Origin of the sequence: Pseudomonas sp. MPDS, assembly GCF_013283895.1 — a bacterium.
GTDB lineage: Bacteria > Pseudomonadota > Gammaproteobacteria > Pseudomonadales > Pseudomonadaceae > Aquipseudomonas > Aquipseudomonas rhizophila.
Window position 1 is genome coordinate 738,855 of record NZ_CP054128.1, and the last position, 18,171, is coordinate 757,025.

Consider the following 18,171-nt stretch of genomic DNA (forward strand, 5'->3'; position numbering starts at 1 on the left):
CTTCATGACGGTTGCCCTGTGGTGCATTTTGATTGCCTTTCTCCTGCCTTACCTGTGCATTGCGATCGCCAAGGCCGGTGGAAAGTACCGGTTGAGCGACAACCACGACCCTCGGGATTTTCTGGACTCGCTCGAAGGAGCCCCCCGGCGTGCATACGCCGCGCAACTGAACAGCTTTGAAATCGCCCCGTTTTTCGCCGCTGCCGTGATCGTCGCGCACCTGGCCGGCAATGCCGAGCTTGTGACCATCAACGTGCTGGCGGTGCTGTTTATCACCAGTCGTCTGCTGTACATCATCTGCTATCTGGCGGACTGGGCGATCTTGCGTTCGCTGGTGTGGTTCGTGGGGGTAGGGTTGGTGTTGAGTTTCTTCTTCGTTTCGGTCTGAGCCTGGCGGTTGAGTCCCGTTGTCTGTGCTGGCCCCATCGCGAGCAGGCTCGCTCCCACAGTTGATCTCCAGTGGACACATGTTTTGTGTACGACTAGATCCAATGTGGGAGCGAGCCTGCTCGCGATGGGGCCGGTACAGTCAGCCCACTTCTCAGGGATTGGCGGTGACCGTATTGGCAACCTGCGGCACCTGCGGCAATGCCATGCCCTTGGGCCACAGCATCCAGATCTGCCCTTGTTGTTTCATATCCCCGGCCAGGTTTCCTGCTGCTTCGCCAGTACCCCAGAACAGATCTGCCCGTACTTCGCCGGCAATTGCGCCGCCGGTGTCCTGAGCCGCGACCGGGCGGTTCAATGCACTGCCGTCAGGGCGGGTGGTGGACAACCACAACAGGCTTCCCAGAGGAATCACCTTGCGATCCACCGCCACGCTGTAGCCGGCGGTCAACGGCACATTCAGTGAGCCCCGTGGCCCTTCGTTGCTGTCGGGGTTGCGGTTGAAAAACACGTAGCTGGGGTTGCTGCCGAGTAATTCGGGAATCCGGTTCGGGTTGGCTTTTGCCCAGGCACTGATGGTGCCCATGGTCACCTCTTCTTTCTTCAGTTCGCCCTGTTCGACCAGCCAGCGCCCGATGGGCCGGTAGGGGTGGCCGTTCTGGTCGGCATAGCCGATGCGCAACTGGCGGCCGTCATCGAGTCGAATGCGGCCCGAGCCCTGGATTTGCAGGAATTGCAGGTTCATCGGGTCTGTCAGCCAGGCGATCACCGGCGCCTTTACCCCGTTGGTTTCGATGGTGGCCGCGTCGTCGTAGGGCTTGAGCACTCGGCCTTCGAGGCGACCGCGCAGGCGCTTGCCCTTGAGCTCGGGGTAAATACTGTCCAGCGACACGATGATCATGTCCTCCGGAACCCCGTACACCGGGATGTTGGCGCTGGCAGTCTGGGTGAGGCTGCCGGGGTAGACCGGTTCGTAGTAACCAGTAATCAGACCGTTGGGGCTGTTGTCACCCGAGCGCAGGCCGTAGACATCCAGGTTCTGCTTCAGAAAGCTGCGCACATCTACAGCGGTCAGCGGCACATTGGCCGCCGCCGCGCAGGTGGCACCCCACACCGCGTCGGCCTTGAGCCGGTTGCAGGCGCTGCGCCAGGAGCCAAAGCCCGCCAGCAGGTCCTCGTCGGACACCGATGGCAAGGCTTCCCACGGTGCGCTGACATAAGTAGCGACGGCGTGAGTCTGGGGCTCTTCGGCTTTGTCGCCGCGATTGCAACCGGCCAACAGCGCGATAAGCGGTAGGGTCAGCGCCAGGCCTTTGTGCCAGGTCTTGAAACTGTGCATGAGATTTCCTTGCCGGTCGTACGGACGCTCCAGGCGTCCAGACAACCCGTATTGATAATAGGGCTATTGGTCTTTGCCGATGACCCGAGGATACTAACCGCCGTTTCCTGCTCCGAGGCCAAGATGTTTGTAAAACGATTTTCCATGGCCGTGCTGGCCTGCCTGATGTTGTCCGCCTGTGGCGGTGTCGATCCCAATTCCCCGCTGGGCCAACGCAAAGCGATCTTCAAGCAGATGCTCAAGACCAACGAAGAGCTCGGTGGCATGCTGCGCGGTCGCATCCCGTTCGACGGCCCGCGCTTTGCCGAGGGCGCGGTGCAACTTGATCAACTGTCCCGCGAGCCGTGGAAGCATTTCCCGCAAGTGCGTGAAGAAGACCACACCAGTGCCCGGGATGAGGTCTGGCAAAAACAGGCGCGTTTCCAGGAACTGGCCCGCAGCCTTGAAGCCGCCACCGGTGAGTTGGTAACCGCCAGCAAGGTCCAGCCGTACAGGGCCAGCAACCTGGGGCCTGCGGTGCAGAAAGTAGAGGACGCGTGCAGTGCCTGCCATAAAGAGTTTCGGGATTATTGAGTAGGGGCAGCTGCAAGTTTTTAGCTGCAAGCTGCAAGCTGCAAGTGTGAAGCTTGGGGCTTGCAGCTTGAAACTTGCCGCTTATTTATCCAACTCATCCACCGCTTCCTGCAACTCTTTGCGCGAAGCCGCCAGCTTGTCCTTGCGTTTGTTGATCCGCTGCGCGTCGCCTTTTTTCATGGCTTTGTCCAGATCGGCCTGACGCTGGTTGACTTCGTGCTTGGCTTCAAGAACCTTGTTTTCACGTTCCTTGCGCAGGGACGCGTCGGTGCAATGGGTGGTGACCTGGCTTAATGCTGTTTCCAGGCCGGCTTGCTGGTCTTTGTTGTCGCGGGACTTGGCCAGCTCGATTTGATTGATGATGCCCTGGCGCTTGGCTGCGCAGCCGGTGAGCTCCGGTGTTTGCTCGGCTGCCATCAGGGGGGCGGCCATAGCGCTGCATAGTGTCAGCAGTGCGATAGGAGACAGGAAATTCATAGCAACTCCGTGAAAACTCGCGAACGGTTGGTATAGATGCGCTGTTGGAGCGCATGTTTACCCCTTGGGTTCAACTGTGGGACCTGGATTAAAAACCGTCGACCCCGGCACCCCTTAGTACTTCACTTAACGCCAGCACCTGTGGGTCGCGAAAAAAAGCCCTCAGTTGCGCGGCGCGTCCCGGGCCGATACCGGCTTCGGCTTGCCAATGTTCGATGTCGCGCTCGGCAAGCACCTGCCATGGCCCTTCCAGCCGGACCTCGCCGGTGGGTGGCAGGCCAAGAGCCTTGAGCCACTGCCCAAACGGACGTTGACGGGCGCTGTGCAGGCTGTCGAGCAAGCGGGCGCTGCTGCGTTCGCCGAAGCCGGCAATGTTAGCAAGCTCGTCGGCATCGAGGGTCATCCAATCCAGCAATCCATTGAGTCGACCGGCGGCCAGGAGTTTTTCCCAGGTGCCCGGGCCGACATGGGGCAGGGCTAACCCGTGCTTGCCGCTGAGCCAGCCCAGGCGCGCCAGGAACTGGCTTTCGCAGCCGGGTGTCGGCTGCCAGCAACTTAAAAAGTGATAATCGGCTGCCGCTGGGGCGTTCACGTCCTGGCGCTCGACACTACGCAACACGACGCTGTCCAGGCGTGGAATGGTCAGCCCGGCCAGGCTGATGGCGACCCGGTCGCCAGGACGAATGTCCATTTGCTCCCAGCGTTTGAGGGTGCTGACGCTCACGCGGCGGATTCGTCGGTCGTCGAGCATGGCAGGTTCAAGTTCCAGCACGGGCGTGATGCGCCCGGTACGACCGATCTTGAAGCGCACGTTGCGCACCTCGGCAAGGGCCTGGGCATAGGGGTACTTCCAGGCCACGCTCCAGAACGGCGCCCGGGCTTGCCAGCGGTCAGCCGGTGGGCGGCGGCTTTGGCGCAGGACGATGCCATCGCTGGCAAAGGGCAGGGGCGTGCGATACCAGTGGTTGCGCCAGTGCTCGACGTCGGCCAATGCCTGAACGGGCTGGCTGTAGCCGATGGTGTCGGCGAAGCCCAGCGCCTGCAGGGTCGCCTCCCGTTCGGGCAGCGTGGCCGGTCCGTCAGGCCAGTCCCAGACAAACAGGCCGATGTCCGCCCCTTCTTGCGCGGTCAAATTCGCGCGCGCCATCAGCCCCGCCACGGTCGCCCGGGCGTTGAGACTGCCGTTGCTGGCCTGGACATGGGCAATCAGCCGCCAGTACAGCTCACCCTGAACGACCAGGTCCAATGGCTGATTCAGCCGTTGCGGGATGACGTTGATTTTGTGCGCAGCCCAGGTCCAGTCTTGCCCCTGGACACCATCACCGCGGCTGATCGCCTGATGCAGGCGCCCCCCGCGATAGATCAGAGTCACGGCCACGCCATCGACTTTCGGTTGGACCCAGAGGTCTTCTCGGCCTTGTAGCCACGCCTTGACCGCGGCGGCATCCTTGAGTTTGTCCAGGCCGGTGTGTGCAACCGGGTGTGGCACTTTCCCGCCCGCCGTACGCAGGGGGAAACTGGGTGTCACAAGGTCAAAGCAGTCGCGCCAATGGCCCAGCTGGATGCGGGATTGATCGTAGAGTTCATCGGCTACCAGTGATCGGCCGAGACGGTGATAGCTGTCATCCCACGAATCGATTCGCTGTTGCAGGGCGGTGATTTCCGCCTGGGCGCGTCCGAGGGGCCAGTCGGGACAAGGCGCGGCGATGACAGGGGAGCAGATGAATATAAAACAGGCCAATAGGCGTGATAACGGCAGCATCGAAGCATCCTTGCTTGGTGGTGTGCTTGAAGGCTAGTCACTGCCACAGAACGTGCGAGGCTGGGAGCGTTACCGGATTTTGCGAGGGGTGATGGCGAAGTCGCGGCGGTACAGTGCAGGGTGATTTGGTTGTGCAACTGTGCCTTGAACCCATCATGGGCGAGTGCAGAATGGGGGCTCGATCCGCTCTGCCAGGCGTGCATCCCTATGGACCTGACGACCCTCGCTGTTTTCATCCCGGCCTGCTTCGCGCTGAACATGGCGCCGGGGCCGAATAACCTGCTGTCCATCAGCAACGCCTCGCGTTATGGCTTCGTCCGGGCGTGCAGCGGTGGCATTGGCCGGTTGCTGGCGTTTGCACTCATGATTGCCCTGGCAGCGGTGGGATTGACCGCTGTGCTGCATACCTCGGAACTGTTGTTCCTGGGGATCAAGTTCGTGGGTGCCGCTTATCTGTTCTACCTTGCCGTGCAATTGTGGCGGGCGCAGCCAGAAACCGGAGCTGAAACGGCGGTCACTTCGATGAGCGTGACCCGCCTGGCACGCCAGGAGTTTCTGGTGGCGATCGGCAACCCGAAGGCGATCCTGTTGTTCACCGCCTTCCTGCCGCAGTTCGTCGACCGCGCCAGCACTGTCACCCAGCAGTTCGCCGTGCTGGGCGGCCTGTTCCTGGCGCTGGAGTGCATTGCCATCGGGTTGTATTGCTACATGGGGATTTATGCGCGGCGGCTGTTTGCCCGGCCGAGCGGCAAACGTCTGTTCAATCGCCTGTGTGCGGGGCTGCTGGCCAGTGCGGCTTCGTTCTTGCTGGTGGCGCGACGGTCCTGAAGTCGATGGTCCCTTGCTCCCACAGATAAGTGCCCAAGCGACAAATCCTTGCATGGCTTAAACCCCCCTGAATGGGTATGAGCCGGACATGAAAAAGCCCCTGACGACCCAGTCGCCAGGGGCTTTTCGTACCCGCAGTTTTTACAGGCCGGCAGCGGCGCGCAGGGCGTCGGCGCGGTCGGTTTTTTCCCAGGTGAAGGTGGTGAAGGTGTCGTCACCGACCGTCTTGGTCTGCGGCGTACGACCGAAGTGGCCGTAGGCGGCAGTGTCCTGGTACATCGGGTGCAGCAGGTCGAGCATGGTGGTGATGGCGTACGGACGCAGATCGAACACTTCACGAACCAGCTTGATGATCTTGTCATCGCCGATCTTGCCGGTGCCGAAGGTGTTCAGCGAGATCGAGGTAGGCTGAGCAACGCCGATGGCATAGGAAACCTGGATCTCGCAGCGCTCGGCCAGGCCGGCGGCCACGATGTTCTTGGCCACATAACGACCGGCATAGGCTGCCGAACGGTCGACCTTCGATGGATCCTTGCCGGAGAACGCGCCACCGCCGTGACGGGCCATGCCGCCGTAGCTGTCGACGATGATCTTGCGACCGGTCAGGCCACAGTCGCCTACCGGGCCACCGATGATGAACTGGCCGGTCGGGTTGATGTGGAACTGGGTGTCCTTGGACAGCAGCTCGGCAGGCAGTACGTGCTTGACGATCAGCTCCATCACGCCTTCACGCAGGTCTTTATAGGACACTTCGGGGTTGTGCTGGGTCGACAGTACGACGGCATCGATACCGACAACCTTGCCGCCTTCGTAACGGCAAGTCACCTGGGACTTGGCATCCGGGCGCAGCCAAGGCAGCAGGCCGGATTTACGGGCTTCAGCCTGGCGTTGAACCAACTGGTGCGAGAAGGTGATCGGTGCTGGCATCAGCACGTCGGTCTCGTTGCTGGCGTAGCCGAACATCAGGCCCTGGTCGCCGGCACCCTGGTCTTCAGGCTTGGCGCGGTCAACACCCTGGTTGATGTCGGGGGACTGCTTGCCGATGATGTTCATCACGCCGCAGGTCGCGCCATCGAAGCCGACGTCGGAGCTGTTGTAGCCAATGCCCAGGATGACGTCACGGACGATCTGTTCCAGGTCGACCCAGGCTGAAGTGGTGACTTCGCCAGCGATGATCGCCACGCCCGTTTTCACCAGAGTTTCGCACGCCACGCGGGCGAACTTGTCTTCAGCAATGATGGCGTCCAGCACCGCATCAGAAATCTGGTCGGCGATTTTGTCCGGATGCCCTTCAGACACGGACTCGGAGGTGAAAAGGGAGTATTCGCTCATCTCGATGTTTTCCTACAAGTTACCGATGGTGAGTGTCGCCAGCCGGTCGCTGAAAATGGCGGACCTGGATCTGGAAACCATTACGTAAGCCCACATAGAGGCTTTCCCCGGGCACGAGGCCCGCAGCGGTGGCCCAACGGGCCAGATCGTCCTGTTCAAACCCCAGCCAGAGATCACCGCAGGCCTCCTTGGCCCAACTCTGGTTGTGGCTGCATAACTCTGTCACTAACAGGCTACCGCCCGGTTGCAGCAAGTCGGCCATGTGCTTGAGCGCATCGGCCGGCGCGGCGAAATGGTGAAGCACCATGTTCAATACAACACAATCGGCCTGCAGGCTCACACCATTCAAGGCATCGGCCAGTTGCAGGCTGACATTAGCCAGTGTTTCACGTTCGCACACCTGGCGTGCCAGCTCGAGCATGGCCGGGCTGTTGTCCAGCGCCGTCACTTGGCTGAAACGCCGCGCCAGCTCCGGCAGAAACGCGCCGTCGCCAGGGCCGACTTCAATGGCCGTGGCGGTGGGCTCGAATCCCAGTTTGTCGAGCAGCGCCACGACGCTTTCACGGTATTGCGGCAACCCGGCAATCAGGTCCTGCTGGGCGCGAAACTTCTCGGCCACCCGGGCAAAAAAATCCTGGCTGGCAGCGGCTCGCTGCCCGTGTACCTGGGCGATGCGGGCCTGCACGTCTGCCGGCAGGTCCAGCTCATCCACCTCTTCGAGCAACGCGGCATGCAGCTTGCCGCCCAGCAGATCGGTATGGGGCAGGGCGCGGCGGTAAAAAATCGCATTGCCTTCACGACGGGTCGCCACCAGGTCCGCCTGGGCCAGGACCTTGAGGTGGTGGCTCATGCCGGATTGACCGATGCCGAAGATCTGCGCCAGTTCCAGCACGCCGAACGAATCGTTGGCCAAGGCGCGCAATACATTGAGCCGCAGCGGATCGCCGCCGGCCTTGCAAAGGGCCGCCAGCTCATCGCAATCGTCATGGCGAATGGAAGGCACGCGTAAATTCATAGGGCGGCAGTCTAGTGAGGGGGATGGATCACCGCAAGGTCAATATCAAAAAGTTTTGATATTGCTCGATAAATGGCACTTCCCAAGGCGTGCTTGACTCTACAAACCTTCAGCGGAAAGGTTTCACCTGGCGAATGCGACTTTATCCACCGGAAAAAAGCCTCTGGATGACTATCTGTCATTGCCCCGGGGCGGGTGGGTGAGGGAAAATGCTCGCCTTTTTTCAGTTTCACAATTCAAAACCCAGGAGATCAGCGATGCCCAGCCGTCGTGAGCGTGCCAATGCCATCCGTGCACTCAGCATGGATGCCGTGCAAAAAGCCAACAGCGGCCATCCCGGTGCCCCTATGGGTATGGCGGATATCGCCGAGGTGCTTTGGCGCGACTACCTCAAGCACAGCCCGAGCAACCCGTCGTTTGCCGACCGTGACCGCTTCGTGCTGTCCAACGGCCACGGCTCGATGTTGATCTATTCATTGCTGCACCTGACCGGTTATGACCTGTCGATCGATGACCTGAAGAATTTCCGCCAGTTGCACAGCCGCACTCCGGGCCACCCGGAATATGGCTACACCCCAGGCGTGGAAACCACCACCGGTCCACTGGGCCAGGGCCTGGCCAACGCCGTGGGCTTTGCCCTGGCGGAAAAAGTCCTGGCGGCGCAGTTCAATCGCCCAGGCCATAACGTTGTCGATCACCACACCTACGTGTTCCTGGGTGATGGCTGCATGATGGAAGGCATTTCCCACGAAGTCGCCTCCCTGGCCGGCACCTTGGGCCTGAACAAGCTGATCGCTTTCTACGATGACAACGGCATTTCCATCGACGGCGAAGTCGAAGGCTGGTTCACCGACGACACCCCCAAGCGTTTCGAAGCCTACAACTGGCTGGTCATCCGCAATGTCGACGGCCACGACCCGGAAGAAATCAAGACCGCCATCGAGACGGCGCGCAAGAGCGCCCAGCCGACCCTGATCTGCTGCAAGACCACCATTGGTTTCGGTTCGCCCAACAAACAAGGCAAGGAAGACTGCCACGGCGCGCCACTGGGTGCCGAGGAAATCGCCCTGACCCGCGCTGCGTTGAAGTGGGAACACGGTCCGTTCGAAATCCCGGCCGACATTTATGCCGAGTGGGACGCCAAGGAAAAAGGCCGTGCCGCCGAAGCCGAGTGGGACCAGCGCTTTGCCGCCTACTCCGCGCAATTCCCTGAGCTGGCCAATGAACTGGTGCGTCGCCTCAGCGGCGAGCTGCCTGCCGATTTCGCTGAAAAAGCCTCGGCTTACATCGCGGAAGTCGCCGCCAAAGGCGAAACCATTGCCAGCCGCAAGGCCAGCCAGAACACCCTCAACGCTTTTGGCCCGCTGCTGCCGGAGCTGCTCGGCGGTTCGGCCGACCTGGCCGGTTCCAACCTGACCTTGTGGAAGGGCTGCAAAGGCGTCAGCGCCGAAGATGCCAGCGGCAACTACATGTACTACGGTGTTCGTGAGTTCGGCATGAGCGCGATCATGAACGGTGTGGCTCTGCACGGCGGCCTGGTGCCTTACGGCGCTACCTTCCTGATGTTCATGGAATACGCCCGCAACGCAGTGCGCATGTCGGCCCTGATGAAGAAGCGCGTGCTTTATGTGTTCACCCACGACTCCATCGGCCTGGGCGAAGACGGCCCGACTCACCAGCCGATCGAGCAACTGGCAAGCCTGCGCTGCACGCCGAACCTGGACACCTGGCGCCCATGTGACGCCGTGGAATCGGCAGTGGCCTGGAAATACGCCATCGAGCGTAACGACGGTCCATCGGCGCTGATCTTCTCCCGCCAGAACCTGCAGCACCAGAACCGCGATGCCGACCAGATCGGCGACATCACCCGCGGCGGCTACGTGCTCAAGGACTGCATTGGCGAGCCTGAACTGATCCTGATCGCCACCGGCTCCGAAGTCGGCCTGGCCGTCCAGGCCTACGACAAACTGACCGCGCAGGGCCGCAACGTACGTGTGGTGTCCATGCCGTGCACCAGCGTGTTCGATGCCCAGGACGCCGGCTATAAGCAAGCGGTATTGCCGTTGCAAGTCAGCGCCCGGATCGCCATCGAAGCCGCTCACGCCGATTATTGGTACAAGTACGTCGGCCTGGAAGGTCGCGTGATCGGCATGACCACCTACGGCGAATCGGCGCCCGCGCCGGCGTTGTTCGAGGAGTTCGGCTTTACCCTGGAAAACATCCTGGGTCAGGCTGAAGAGCTGTTGGAAGACTGATCCGAAGTCGCGTCGTCCGGGCTGACGCCATCGCGAGCAAGCTCGCTCCCACAAGGATCTCCACCGACCCTGTGGGAGCGAGCTTGCTCGCGATGGCGATGGCTCAGGCAACGCTGCCCTGATGGATTCACCCAAGTCAGAGAACCCCATGCCCCAACCGCGTCCCTACAAAGTTGCACTCAACGGCTACGGCCGGATTGGTCGTTGCGTCTTGCGTGCGTTGTTCGAGCGAGGGGCCAGGGCCGGGTTCGAGATTGTGGCGATCAACGATCTGGCCGACATGGCCAGCATCGAATACCTGACACGCTTTGACTCCACCCACGGCCGGTTTCCGGGCGAGGTGCGGGTCGAGGGCGATTGTCTGCACATTAATGGCGATTGCGTGAAAGTCCTGCGCAGTGCCACCCCCGAAGGTATCGATTGGGCATCCTTGGGTGTCGACCTGGTGCTTGAATGCTCCGGCGCCTACAACACCCGTGAAGATGGCCAGCGTTTCATCGCGGCCGGCGCGTCGCGGGTGTTGTTCTCCCAGCCGATGGCCAGCGAAGCGGATGTCGACGCGACCATCGTCTACGGCGTGAACCAGGACTGCCTGAGCGGCGACGAGCTGCTGGTATCCAACGCGTCCTGCACCACCAACTGCGGCGTGCCGCTATTGCGCCTGCTGGACCAGGCCATTGGCCTGGAATACGTGTCGATCACCACCATTCACTCGGCGATGAACGATCAACCTGTGATCGACGCCTATCACCACGAAGACTTGCGGCGGACCCGTTCGGCGTTCCAGTCGGTGATTCCGGTGTCCACTGGTCTGGCGCGCGGCATTGAACGGCTGCTGCCGGAACTTGCGGGGCGAATTCAGGCCAAAGCCGTGCGGGTGCCGACGGTCAACGTGTCCTGCCTCGACATTACGATGCAGACCGTGAGCGATACCGACGCCACCGAGGTCAACCGGATCTTGCGCGAAGCCGCCACCAGCGGTCCGCTCAAAGGCCTTCTGGCTTACACCGAGTTGCCCCATGCCAGCTGTGATTTTAACCATGACCCACATTCGGCCATCGTCGATGCCAGCCAGACCCGGGTTTCCGGGCCACGGCTTGTGAACATCCTGGCTTGGTTCGACAACGAATGGGGGTTTGCCAACCGAATGCTGGACGTTGCCGAGCATTACCTGCAAACCGCTTCTAAAAAACCTGCTCTCTAAACAGTTACCCAGGAATTGCGACCCATGACCGTGTTGAAGATGTCCGACCTCGATCTGCAAGGTAAGCGCGTACTGATCCGCGAAGACCTCAACGTCCCCGTCAAGGACGGTGTTGTCACCAGCGACGCGCGTATCCTGGCTTCGCTGCCGACCATCAAGCTGGCCCTGGAAAAAGGCGCGGCCGTGATGGTCTGCTCCCACCTGGGCCGTCCGACCGAAGGCGAATTCTCGGCCGAAAACAGCCTCAAGCCGGTCGCCGCTTACCTGAGCAAAGCCTTGGGCCGTGATGTACCGCTGGTGGCTGACTACCTGGGCGGTGTGGACGTGAAGGCTGGCGATGTCGTGCTGTTCGAAAACGTGCGCTTCAATAAAGGCGAGAAAAAGAACGCTGACGAACTGGCCAAGCAGTATGCAGCCCTGTGCGACGTGTTTGTGATGGACGCGTTCGGCACCGCCCACCGCGCCGAGGGTTCGACCCACGGCGTGGCGAAGTTCGCCAAAGTGGCCGCTGCTGGCCCGCTGCTGGCCGCCGAACTGGACGCACTGGGCAAGGCCCTGGGCTCCCCGGCCCAGCCGATGGCTGCCATTGTTGCCGGCTCCAAGGTCTCCACCAAGCTCGACGTGCTTAACAGCCTGAGCCAGGTGTGCAACCAGTTGATCGTCGGCGGCGGCATTGCCAACACCTTCCTTGCTGCGGCCGGTCACCCGGTCGGCAAATCCCTGTACGAGCCGGACCTGCTGGACACCGCCCGGGAAATCGCCGCCAAGGTCAGCGTGCCGTTGCCGGTGGACGTGGTGGTTGCCAAGGAATTTGCCGAAGGCGCCACCGCCACCGTCAAGCTGATCGCTGACGTGGCCGAAGACGACATGATCCTCGACATTGGCCCGCAAACCGCAGCCAATTTCGCCGAACTGTTGAAATCTTCCAAGACTATCCTGTGGAACGGTCCGGTCGGCGTGTTCGAGTTCGACCAGTTTGGCAACGGCACCAAAGTGCTGGCCCAGGCCATCGCCGAGAGTGACGCTTTCTCCATCGCTGGCGGCGGCGACACCCTGGCGGCGATCGATAAATATGGCGTGGCCGAGCAGATCTCCTACATTTCTACCGGCGGCGGTGCGTTCCTCGAATTCGTCGAAGGCAAAGTACTGCCAGCCGTGGAAGTCCTGGAAAGCCGGGCCAAGGCCTGAGGTTTCGTTGACCAGGCAAAGGAGTGTTGTGATGGTCAAGACGTTCACGTTGCTGTTGACGACGACGCTGTTAGTGGCCTGTTCGAGCAGCCCAAAGGCCACGGCTCCGGAAACCGGGACGCCAACGCCTGAAGGCGGCTGTTACCAGGCCGACTGGCAGGCCGAGACCAATCCGGTGCTGAACAAGCGTTCGGGGCCGGATGGCCTGGATAAATATGAGACGCAAAACCCGGCCAAGGAACATGGTTGTCCTTGACGGGTCAGACTCTTTAACTCATGGCTGGCGGCACGGGTCGTCAGTCGAGGAACACGGATGAAAGGCTTTATCGCCGTTGTGGCGCTGGCAATGCTGGCCGGTTGTGCGCAGCTGGATCGGTTTCGTTCGTCCGAGCCTGTCGTAGAGGGCTGGACAACCTGGACCTGTGACAGTCAGGCCAAGGTGCTGTGGCGCTATACCGATGACACCCGCAAGGAAGTCGACGTTCGCCTCGGCGGTGCCGAGCAGGTCTATCACCTGAAGGAAGAGCCGGGCGCATCGGGTACGCTGTACAGCGACGACATGCTGGCGTTTCACGTCAAAGGTGAGGAAGGCCTGGTTTACTGGGTCGCCACCAATGACTTGATTGGCCGGGGCTGCAAGGCTGACTGATTCAATAGAGATCCAATGTGGGAGCGAGCCTGCTCGCGATAGCGATGTATCAGGCATCAGTGATGTTGACTGTCGGGCCCTCATCGCGAGCAGGCTCGCTCCCACAGGGGCCTCTTATAGTTTCGAGATTTTGTTTCACCGAACACACAGGGCGGACCCACCCCCGACCTGCAATGACTTGAATAGCCGCCGCCGCTCCGGCAGGCTGGCACGATTAACGACCCTCGACCGGGAGAGACACACTAATGGCACTTATCAGCATGCGTCAGATGCTGGACCACGCAGCCGAGTTCGGCTACGGCGTCCCAGCCTTTAACGTCAACAACCTTGAGCAGATGCGCGCCATCATGGAAGCCGCTGACAAGACTGACTCCCCGGTGATCGTCCAGGCTTCGGCCGGCGCCCGCAAATACGCCGGCGCGCCATTCCTGCGTCACCTGATCCTGGCTGCCATCGAAGAATTCCCGCACATCCCGGTGTGCATGCACCAGGACCACGGCACCAGCCCTGACGTCTGCCAGCGCTCCATCCAACTGGGCTTCAGCTCGGTCATGATGGATGGCTCCCTGGGCGAAGACGGCAAGACCCCGACCGACTACGAATATAACGTTCGCGTCACCCAGCAGACCGTCGCCATGGCCCATGCCTGCGGCGTCTCGGTGGAAGGCGAACTGGGTTGCCTGGGCTCGCTGGAAACCGGCATGGCCGGTGAAGAAGACGGCATCGGCGCCGAAGGCGTGCTGGACCACAGCCAGATGCTGACCGACCCGGAAGAAGCCGCGGACTTCGTCAAGAAGACCCAGGTCGACGCCCTGGCCATCGCCATCGGTACCAGCCACGGCGCCTACAAGTTCACCAAGCCGCCTACCGGCGACGTGCTGGCCATTGACCGCATCAAGGAAATCCACAAACGCATCCCCAACACTCACCTGGTGATGCACGGTTCTTCCTCGGTTCCGCAAGAGTGGCTGGCGATCATCAACCAGTACGGCGGCGACATCAAAGAAACCTACGGCGTGCCGGTTGAAGAAATCGTCGAAGGTATCAAGTACGGCGTGCGCAAGGTCAACATCGACACCGACCTGCGCCTGGCCTCTACCGGTGCCATGCGTCGTTTGATGGCGACCAATCCGAGCGAATTTGATCCGCGTAAGTTCTTCGGTGCGACCGTGACGGCGATGCGTGATGTGTGTATTGCGCGTTACGAAGCTTTCGGTACTGCGGGTAATGCTTCGAAGATCAAGCCGATCTCTTTGGAAGCGATGTATCAGCGGTATTTGAAGGGTGAGTTGAACGCTAAGGTTAACTAAGGCTTCAGCGTTGTGGTTGTGAGAAAACCCGCAGTGATGCGGGTTTTTTTATGTGTGGGATTTGTGTGTATATCCGTTTTTTGGGTAACGGCTGCTTATGGTTCCGCCCTTACGGCGGGTCACTTTTGGCAAACGCCCCAAAAGTAACCAAAAGGTCTTGCCCCACCACTCGGTGCCGAGCCTAGGCGAGGCACCGAGTGGTGGGGCAGGAGCGTTTTGGTTACTTTTGCGCTCTTCAAAAGTGACCCGCCGTAAGGGCGGAACCCTAAGTAGCCGTTACCAAAGAAATGGATATACACACAGATCCTGATAGCGCTGTGTCAGTCGCCATCCATGCTGCTGACCCAGCGCTATCGCGAGCAAGCTCGCTCCCACAGGGGATCATCTCCCGCCGGGAGGGCTCTATTGGTCTTCGAGGCCGCGTTGTTCAATGACGCCGAACACATCGGTGACATCCTGAACCAGGATCCGGGCGACATTGGTGAGGGTATTGAGGTCGCTGGCGGCCGAATCGCGCAGGGTGGCGCAGGCCATGAGCGTCAGGTAATCAAGGGTGGCGTGCAGGCGTTCACTGGCGCAGGCGTGGAGTTCAGTCAGTGGGGCAGTGCTGTCGATGAACAGGATGGGTTGGGTGGTGGCGATTGGAGTGAGCGGGGTGAAGCGGCTGAGTGATTGAGTCGTCGTCATAAGGTTTGGGCTCTATTAATAAAATTTATTGCCACCTTCTTGCTGCGAAACAAATGGGTGGCAGTTGCGCGCGGGTTCGCAGACCGAGATAGAGACCAAACCCGGCAGACCCGAAGGTCTCCCGCGCGCAACCGCCATAAAATGAACGCAGGCGAGTTTGCCTGAATTTTCATTTGACGGCGCAAAGTCTCTGTTCTGTCAGTGGGCTGCGAAACCCGTGCCCGCTGACCAAAGCCAGCAGACGAACCCGAACTATAGAGGAGATTTTCGAGCCCAAAATCGACCTGTAGGACGCACCGCGCCCACGTGGCGAGGGAGCTTGCTCCCGCTCGGGGGCGCAGCCGCTGCAAAACCGGCGCATGCGGTTGGTCTGACGAAAGGAGGGGGCTGCTGCGCAGCCCAGCGGGGATAAATCCCCTCGCCACAAAGGTAAATTCCTACGAGATTTTCGGAGCTGAAAATCTCAGGTGTTGTGATCGATATCCAGCTTGCTGAACGTCACTTTCCCGCCTTCGCTGGTATAGCCCGTATTGTCTTGCACATACACGCCAGCCTTGAAATACAGCGGCTTGACCTTCCATTTGGCGCTCATGGTGGTGTACCAGCTACGACCCGCCGCGGTGATGCCCAGGTCGCCGGTACGATCAAGATGGATCCGGTAAGAAAAGGACCGATCAAGCTTCACCCCCGTGGCAACGGTAATGACCCGGCCGTCGTCGTCATCGGGGCGCATGCGCACTTTGGCGACGATGTTGCCGGTCTTGCTGTCGTCCTTGTACTGGTATTCCAATTTCAGCATGGGTTTGTTGCTGTCCTTGGCGTGGATCTGACCGATCACGATCTTGCCGCTGCTGGGCACCTGATTGACTGCCAGGGTCGCCTGCAGATAGTTGTCGGCGTCGGGGTACAGCCAGTTGCGCAAGGTGCCGTCTTTATAGGTTTCCCGCAGCTCGCTGCGCGGGTATATGGCGTTTTCCGTCTTGGCGCCGGTCACCGGTGCCCAGAAATACACCGTCTGGCCTTCAGAGTTGAAATATTTGTTCTTGAAACCGTCCACCAGTCGAGGGGTTTCGATGGTTTTGGGTGGGCTTCCTTCGGGGATGCTCAGGTTCCAGGTTGCAAGATCGACCATGTTCGGATCCTTTCTGTACATAAGAAATGATTTACGCCACAGCCGAAGGCTCTAGGACGCGCTTTCGCCGACGCCACAAGGAAATGGATCGAACGTTTGTCACGTAGATCCGGCGGCGGGTTGGCGTCAGCAGACCGTCAGAGTTGTGTTTGCCGCTTTGGTGCCCGAGACAGGTGACCGTTAGTCGGCTGGCAGGAAAATTTTTTGAACGATGGCGATATGGCACCGCGCACATGGCCTGTGCTCGAAGGCGGGGCTGAGGGGGGCAGGCAGCATCCGTGCTGCTATGGCGCCAGGAAAAGCGATCAGATGTTGTGATCGATATCCAGCTGGCTGAACGTCACTTTTCCACCTTCGGTGGTGTAGCCGGTGTTGTCCTGCACGTACACGCCCGCCTTGAAATACAGCGGTTTGACCTTCCAGGACGGGTCGATAGTGGTTCTCCAGTTGTAACCCGCCGCGCTGATGCCCAGCGCGCCCTTGGGGCTGAGATGGATCATGTAGGTAAAGCTGCGGTCGAGTTTCACACCGGTGGCGATGGTGATGACTTGGCCGGTTTCGTCGTCGGGGCGTATGCGCACTTTGGCGACGATGTTGCCGGTGGAGCTGTAGGTTTTGTACTGGTACTCCAGTTTCACCATGGGGCTGGTGCTGTCTTTGGCGTGGATCTGACCGATCACGATCTTGCCGGTGCTGGGTACTTGGTTGACGGTTACGGCGGCACGCAGGATGTTGTCCGCCGCCGGATACAGCCAGTTGCGCAGGGTGCCGTCGCTGTAGGTTTCCCGCAGTTCGCTGCGCGGGTAAATGGCGTTTGCAGTCTTGCTGCCGGTCACCGGCGCCCAGAAGAACAGCGTGCCGGTGTCGGAGTGGAAATAGTCGTCCTTGAAGCCCTGGGCTAGCCGCGGTGTTTCGATGGTGATGGCGGGGCTGCCTTCGGGGATGCTCAAGTTCCAAGTGCTGAGATCGATCATGGTCGGATCCTGCGTAACGGGCGTAAAAGTGCTGAGGACCAAAGCGGGAGGCTCTACTCCAAGCATTTGGGGTGTGTTGATCACGCAGGAAGGAGTTTTTTGGATAACCATCCGGCGGATGTTTGACGTCAATTGTCCGTCGAATGGATCTTTTGCAGCATCTGTGCCTGGATGGTGAACCGTTAGTCGGCAGTTCGAATTTTCCCTGAACGATTTCGCATTGATAGGGTCGCCTGGGCGGGCAGCGCTGCGTTGCTGCCATGGCGCCATGCAAAGCGTCTAGATGTGATCGATATCCAGCAGGCTGAACGTCACGGTCCCGCCTTCGGTGGGATAACCGGTGTTGTCCTGCACGTACACGCCCGCCTTGAAGTACAGCGGCTTGTCGCTCCAAGTGGAGCTGATGGGGGAACTCCACTGGTAACCCGCACCATTGATGGTCAGGACGCCGGCGGGGCTGAGGTGGATCAGGTAAGAGAAGGACTGATTGAGCTTTATGCCTGTGGCGATGGTGATGACCTGGCCCGATTCGTCGTCGGGACGCATGCGCACTTTGGCGACGATGTTGCCGGTGGAGCTGTAGGTTTTGTACTGGTACTCCAGTTTCACCATGGGGCTGGTGCTGTCTTTGGCGTGGATCTGACCAATGACGAGCTTGCCAGTGCTGGGGACTTGGTTGACGGTCAGCGTGGCGGCCAGCTTGTTATCCGCCGCTGAGTACAACCAGTTGCGCTGGGTACCGTTGCTATAGGTTTCCCGCAGTTCGCTGCGTGGGTAAATCGCGTTGGCAGTCTTGGCGCCGGTGACCGGTGCCCAGAAAAACACCGTACCGGAGTCGGCGTGGAAATACTGGTTCTGGAACCCCTGCACCAGTTGAGAGGTTTCGATGGTCGTTGGTGGGCTGCCTTCGGGGATGCTCAGGTTCCAGGTGGCGAGATCAATCATGGTCGGATCCTACGTAACGGAGTGAAAATGCTGAACGCCCAGCCAGAGGCTCTAGCTCAAGCTTTTTGGGCGTGTTAATCACGCAGGGAGAAATTTTTTAATGACCGCCCAGCG

General features: G+C 60.3%; 18 protein-coding genes. 9 read left to right on the plus strand and 9 right to left on the minus strand.

The genetic code is table 11. From position 1 onward, the window contains the following. The first annotated feature begins 4 nt into the window (after positions 1-4). A complete protein-coding gene (locus HQ912_RS03170) occupies positions 5-388 on the plus strand; it encodes an MAPEG family protein (RefSeq protein ID WP_047230420.1) in 384 nt (127 codons plus the stop codon). 153 nt (positions 389-541) lie between these two features. Here the strand turns inward: HQ912_RS03170 and HQ912_RS03175 are convergent, their stop codons facing one another. Beyond that, positions 542-1,726 (minus strand): murein transglycosylase A, encoded by a 1,185-nt coding sequence (locus tag HQ912_RS03175; protein WP_076383375.1) that lies wholly within the window; start codon positions 1,724-1,726, stop codon positions 542-544. A 123-nt stretch (positions 1,727-1,849) separates the two neighbouring features. On the opposite strand from HQ912_RS03175, the gene HQ912_RS03180 reads away from it, so the two are divergent. Beyond that, positions 1,850-2,299, plus strand: coding sequence for a c-type cytochrome (locus HQ912_RS03180; RefSeq protein WP_047230418.1), 450 nt, complete (start codon positions 1,850-1,852; stop codon positions 2,297-2,299). A gap of 81 nt (positions 2,300-2,380) precedes the next feature. Here the strand turns inward: HQ912_RS03180 and HQ912_RS03185 are convergent, their stop codons facing one another. After that, positions 2,381-2,776 (minus strand): DUF1090 domain-containing protein, encoded by a 396-nt coding sequence (locus HQ912_RS03185; RefSeq protein ID WP_047230417.1) that lies wholly within the window; start codon positions 2,774-2,776, stop codon positions 2,381-2,383. A gap of 88 nt (positions 2,777-2,864) precedes the next feature. Next, the gene (gene ligB / locus HQ912_RS03190; protein WP_173406464.1) at positions 2,865-4,538 is read right to left on the minus strand and encodes an NAD-dependent DNA ligase LigB; all 1,674 of its coding nucleotides are present in this window, start codon (positions 4,536-4,538) and stop codon (positions 2,865-2,867) included. A gap of 207 nt (positions 4,539-4,745) precedes the next feature. Between ligB and HQ912_RS03195 the strand changes: the two genes are divergently transcribed. Beyond that, on the plus strand, positions 4,746-5,366 hold the full coding sequence (locus HQ912_RS03195; RefSeq protein ID WP_139048963.1) for a LysE family translocator: 621 nt from the start codon (positions 4,746-4,748) through the stop codon (positions 5,364-5,366). 141 nt (positions 5,367-5,507) lie between these two features. On the opposite strand, the gene metK is transcribed toward HQ912_RS03195, so the two are convergent. Both metK and HQ912_RS03205 read right to left on the minus strand, forming a co-directional pair. Then, positions 5,508-6,698 (minus strand): methionine adenosyltransferase, encoded by a 1,191-nt coding sequence (metK, locus tag HQ912_RS03200; RefSeq protein ID WP_047230414.1) that lies wholly within the window; start codon positions 6,696-6,698, stop codon positions 5,508-5,510. A 19-nt stretch (positions 6,699-6,717) separates the two neighbouring features. After that, the gene (locus tag HQ912_RS03205; RefSeq protein WP_047230413.1) at positions 6,718-7,713 is read right to left on the minus strand and encodes an ArsR/SmtB family transcription factor; all 996 of its coding nucleotides are present in this window, start codon (positions 7,711-7,713) and stop codon (positions 6,718-6,720) included. 257 nt (positions 7,714-7,970) lie between these two features. Here HQ912_RS03205 and tkt point away from each other — a divergent pair, with 257 nt between their 5' ends. The 6 genes from tkt (at position 7,971) to fba (ending at position 14,319) form a co-directional block, all read left to right on the plus strand. Next, positions 7,971-9,968, plus strand: coding sequence for a transketolase (gene tkt / locus HQ912_RS03210; RefSeq protein WP_047230412.1), 1,998 nt, complete (start codon positions 7,971-7,973; stop codon positions 9,966-9,968). A 148-nt stretch (positions 9,969-10,116) separates the two neighbouring features. After that, positions 10,117-11,172, plus strand: a complete 1,056-nt coding sequence (epd, locus tag HQ912_RS03215; RefSeq protein WP_173406465.1) for an erythrose-4-phosphate dehydrogenase — start codon at positions 10,117-10,119, stop codon at positions 11,170-11,172. A gap of 24 nt (positions 11,173-11,196) precedes the next feature. After that, positions 11,197-12,360 carry a phosphoglycerate kinase gene (locus tag HQ912_RS03220; protein ID WP_139048965.1) on the plus strand — a complete coding sequence of 388 codons (1,164 nt, stop codon included), beginning with the start codon at positions 11,197-11,199 and terminating at the stop codon, positions 12,358-12,360. A 31-nt stretch (positions 12,361-12,391) separates the two neighbouring features. Next, positions 12,392-12,616: a hypothetical protein gene (locus HQ912_RS03225; RefSeq protein ID WP_047230409.1), complete on the plus strand. Its 225-nt coding sequence runs from the start codon at positions 12,392-12,394 to the stop codon at positions 12,614-12,616. 57 nt (positions 12,617-12,673) lie between these two features. Further along, complete coding sequence (locus HQ912_RS03230; protein WP_047230408.1) at positions 12,674-13,009, plus strand: MliC family protein; 336 nt, start codon at positions 12,674-12,676, stop codon at positions 13,007-13,009. A 245-nt stretch (positions 13,010-13,254) separates the two neighbouring features. Continuing rightward, complete coding sequence (gene fba / locus HQ912_RS03235; protein WP_003177554.1) at positions 13,255-14,319, plus strand: class II fructose-bisphosphate aldolase; 1,065 nt, start codon at positions 13,255-13,257, stop codon at positions 14,317-14,319. 402 nt (positions 14,320-14,721) lie between these two features. Here the strand turns inward: fba and HQ912_RS03240 are convergent, their stop codons facing one another. The 4 genes from HQ912_RS03240 to HQ912_RS03255 form a co-directional block, all read right to left on the minus strand. Beyond that, positions 14,722-15,006: a hypothetical protein gene (locus tag HQ912_RS03240; RefSeq protein WP_047230501.1), complete on the minus strand. Its 285-nt coding sequence runs from the start codon at positions 15,004-15,006 to the stop codon at positions 14,722-14,724. Between the two features lie 463 nt (positions 15,007-15,469). After that, positions 15,470-16,138 carry a polysaccharide lyase family 7 protein gene (locus HQ912_RS03245; RefSeq protein ID WP_139048969.1) on the minus strand — a complete coding sequence of 223 codons (669 nt, stop codon included), beginning with the start codon at positions 16,136-16,138 and terminating at the stop codon, positions 15,470-15,472. Between the two features lie 305 nt (positions 16,139-16,443). Continuing rightward, entirely contained in the window at positions 16,444-17,112 is a 669-nt protein-coding gene (locus HQ912_RS03250) for a polysaccharide lyase family 7 protein (protein ID WP_173406466.1), read from the minus strand. A gap of 279 nt (positions 17,113-17,391) precedes the next feature. Then, complete coding sequence (locus HQ912_RS03255) at positions 17,392-18,057, minus strand: polysaccharide lyase family 7 protein (protein WP_076383385.1); 666 nt, start codon at positions 18,055-18,057, stop codon at positions 17,392-17,394. Between the last annotated feature and the right edge of the window lie 114 nt (positions 18,058-18,171).

Coding starts and splice junctions, on each gene's coding strand:
- HQ912_RS03170 (WP_047230420.1), top strand. CDS start 5: ATGACGGTTGCCCTGTGGTGCATTTTGATTGCCTTTCTCCTGCCTTAC.
- HQ912_RS03175 (WP_076383375.1), bottom strand. CDS start 1,726: ATGCACAGTTTCAAGACCTGGCACAAAGGCCTGGCGCTGACCCTACCG.
- HQ912_RS03180 (WP_047230418.1), top strand. CDS start 1,850: ATGTTTGTAAAACGATTTTCCATGGCCGTGCTGGCCTGCCTGATGTTG.
- HQ912_RS03185 (WP_047230417.1), bottom strand. CDS start 2,776: ATGAATTTCCTGTCTCCTATCGCACTGCTGACACTATGCAGCGCTATG.
- ligB (WP_173406464.1), bottom strand. CDS start 4,538: ATGCTGCCGTTATCACGCCTATTGGCCTGTTTTATATTCATCTGCTCC.
- HQ912_RS03195 (WP_139048963.1), top strand. CDS start 4,746: ATGGACCTGACGACCCTCGCTGTTTTCATCCCGGCCTGCTTCGCGCTG.
- metK (WP_047230414.1), bottom strand. CDS start 6,698: ATGAGCGAATACTCCCTTTTCACCTCCGAGTCCGTGTCTGAAGGGCAT.
- HQ912_RS03205 (WP_047230413.1), bottom strand. CDS start 7,713: ATGAATTTACGCGTGCCTTCCATTCGCCATGACGATTGCGATGAGCTG.
- tkt (WP_047230412.1), top strand. CDS start 7,971: ATGCCCAGCCGTCGTGAGCGTGCCAATGCCATCCGTGCACTCAGCATG.
- epd (WP_173406465.1), top strand. CDS start 10,117: ATGCCCCAACCGCGTCCCTACAAAGTTGCACTCAACGGCTACGGCCGG.
- HQ912_RS03220 (WP_139048965.1), top strand. CDS start 11,197: ATGACCGTGTTGAAGATGTCCGACCTCGATCTGCAAGGTAAGCGCGTA.
- HQ912_RS03225 (WP_047230409.1), top strand. CDS start 12,392: ATGGTCAAGACGTTCACGTTGCTGTTGACGACGACGCTGTTAGTGGCC.
- HQ912_RS03230 (WP_047230408.1), top strand. CDS start 12,674: ATGAAAGGCTTTATCGCCGTTGTGGCGCTGGCAATGCTGGCCGGTTGT.
- fba (WP_003177554.1), top strand. CDS start 13,255: ATGGCACTTATCAGCATGCGTCAGATGCTGGACCACGCAGCCGAGTTC.
- HQ912_RS03240 (WP_047230501.1), bottom strand. CDS start 15,006: ATGACGACGACTCAATCACTCAGCCGCTTCACCCCGCTCACTCCAATC.
- HQ912_RS03245 (WP_139048969.1), bottom strand. CDS start 16,138: ATGGTCGATCTTGCAACCTGGAACCTGAGCATCCCCGAAGGAAGCCCA.
- HQ912_RS03250 (WP_173406466.1), bottom strand. CDS start 17,112: ATGATCGATCTCAGCACTTGGAACTTGAGCATCCCCGAAGGCAGCCCC.
- HQ912_RS03255 (WP_076383385.1), bottom strand. CDS start 18,057: ATGATTGATCTCGCCACCTGGAACCTGAGCATCCCCGAAGGCAGCCCA.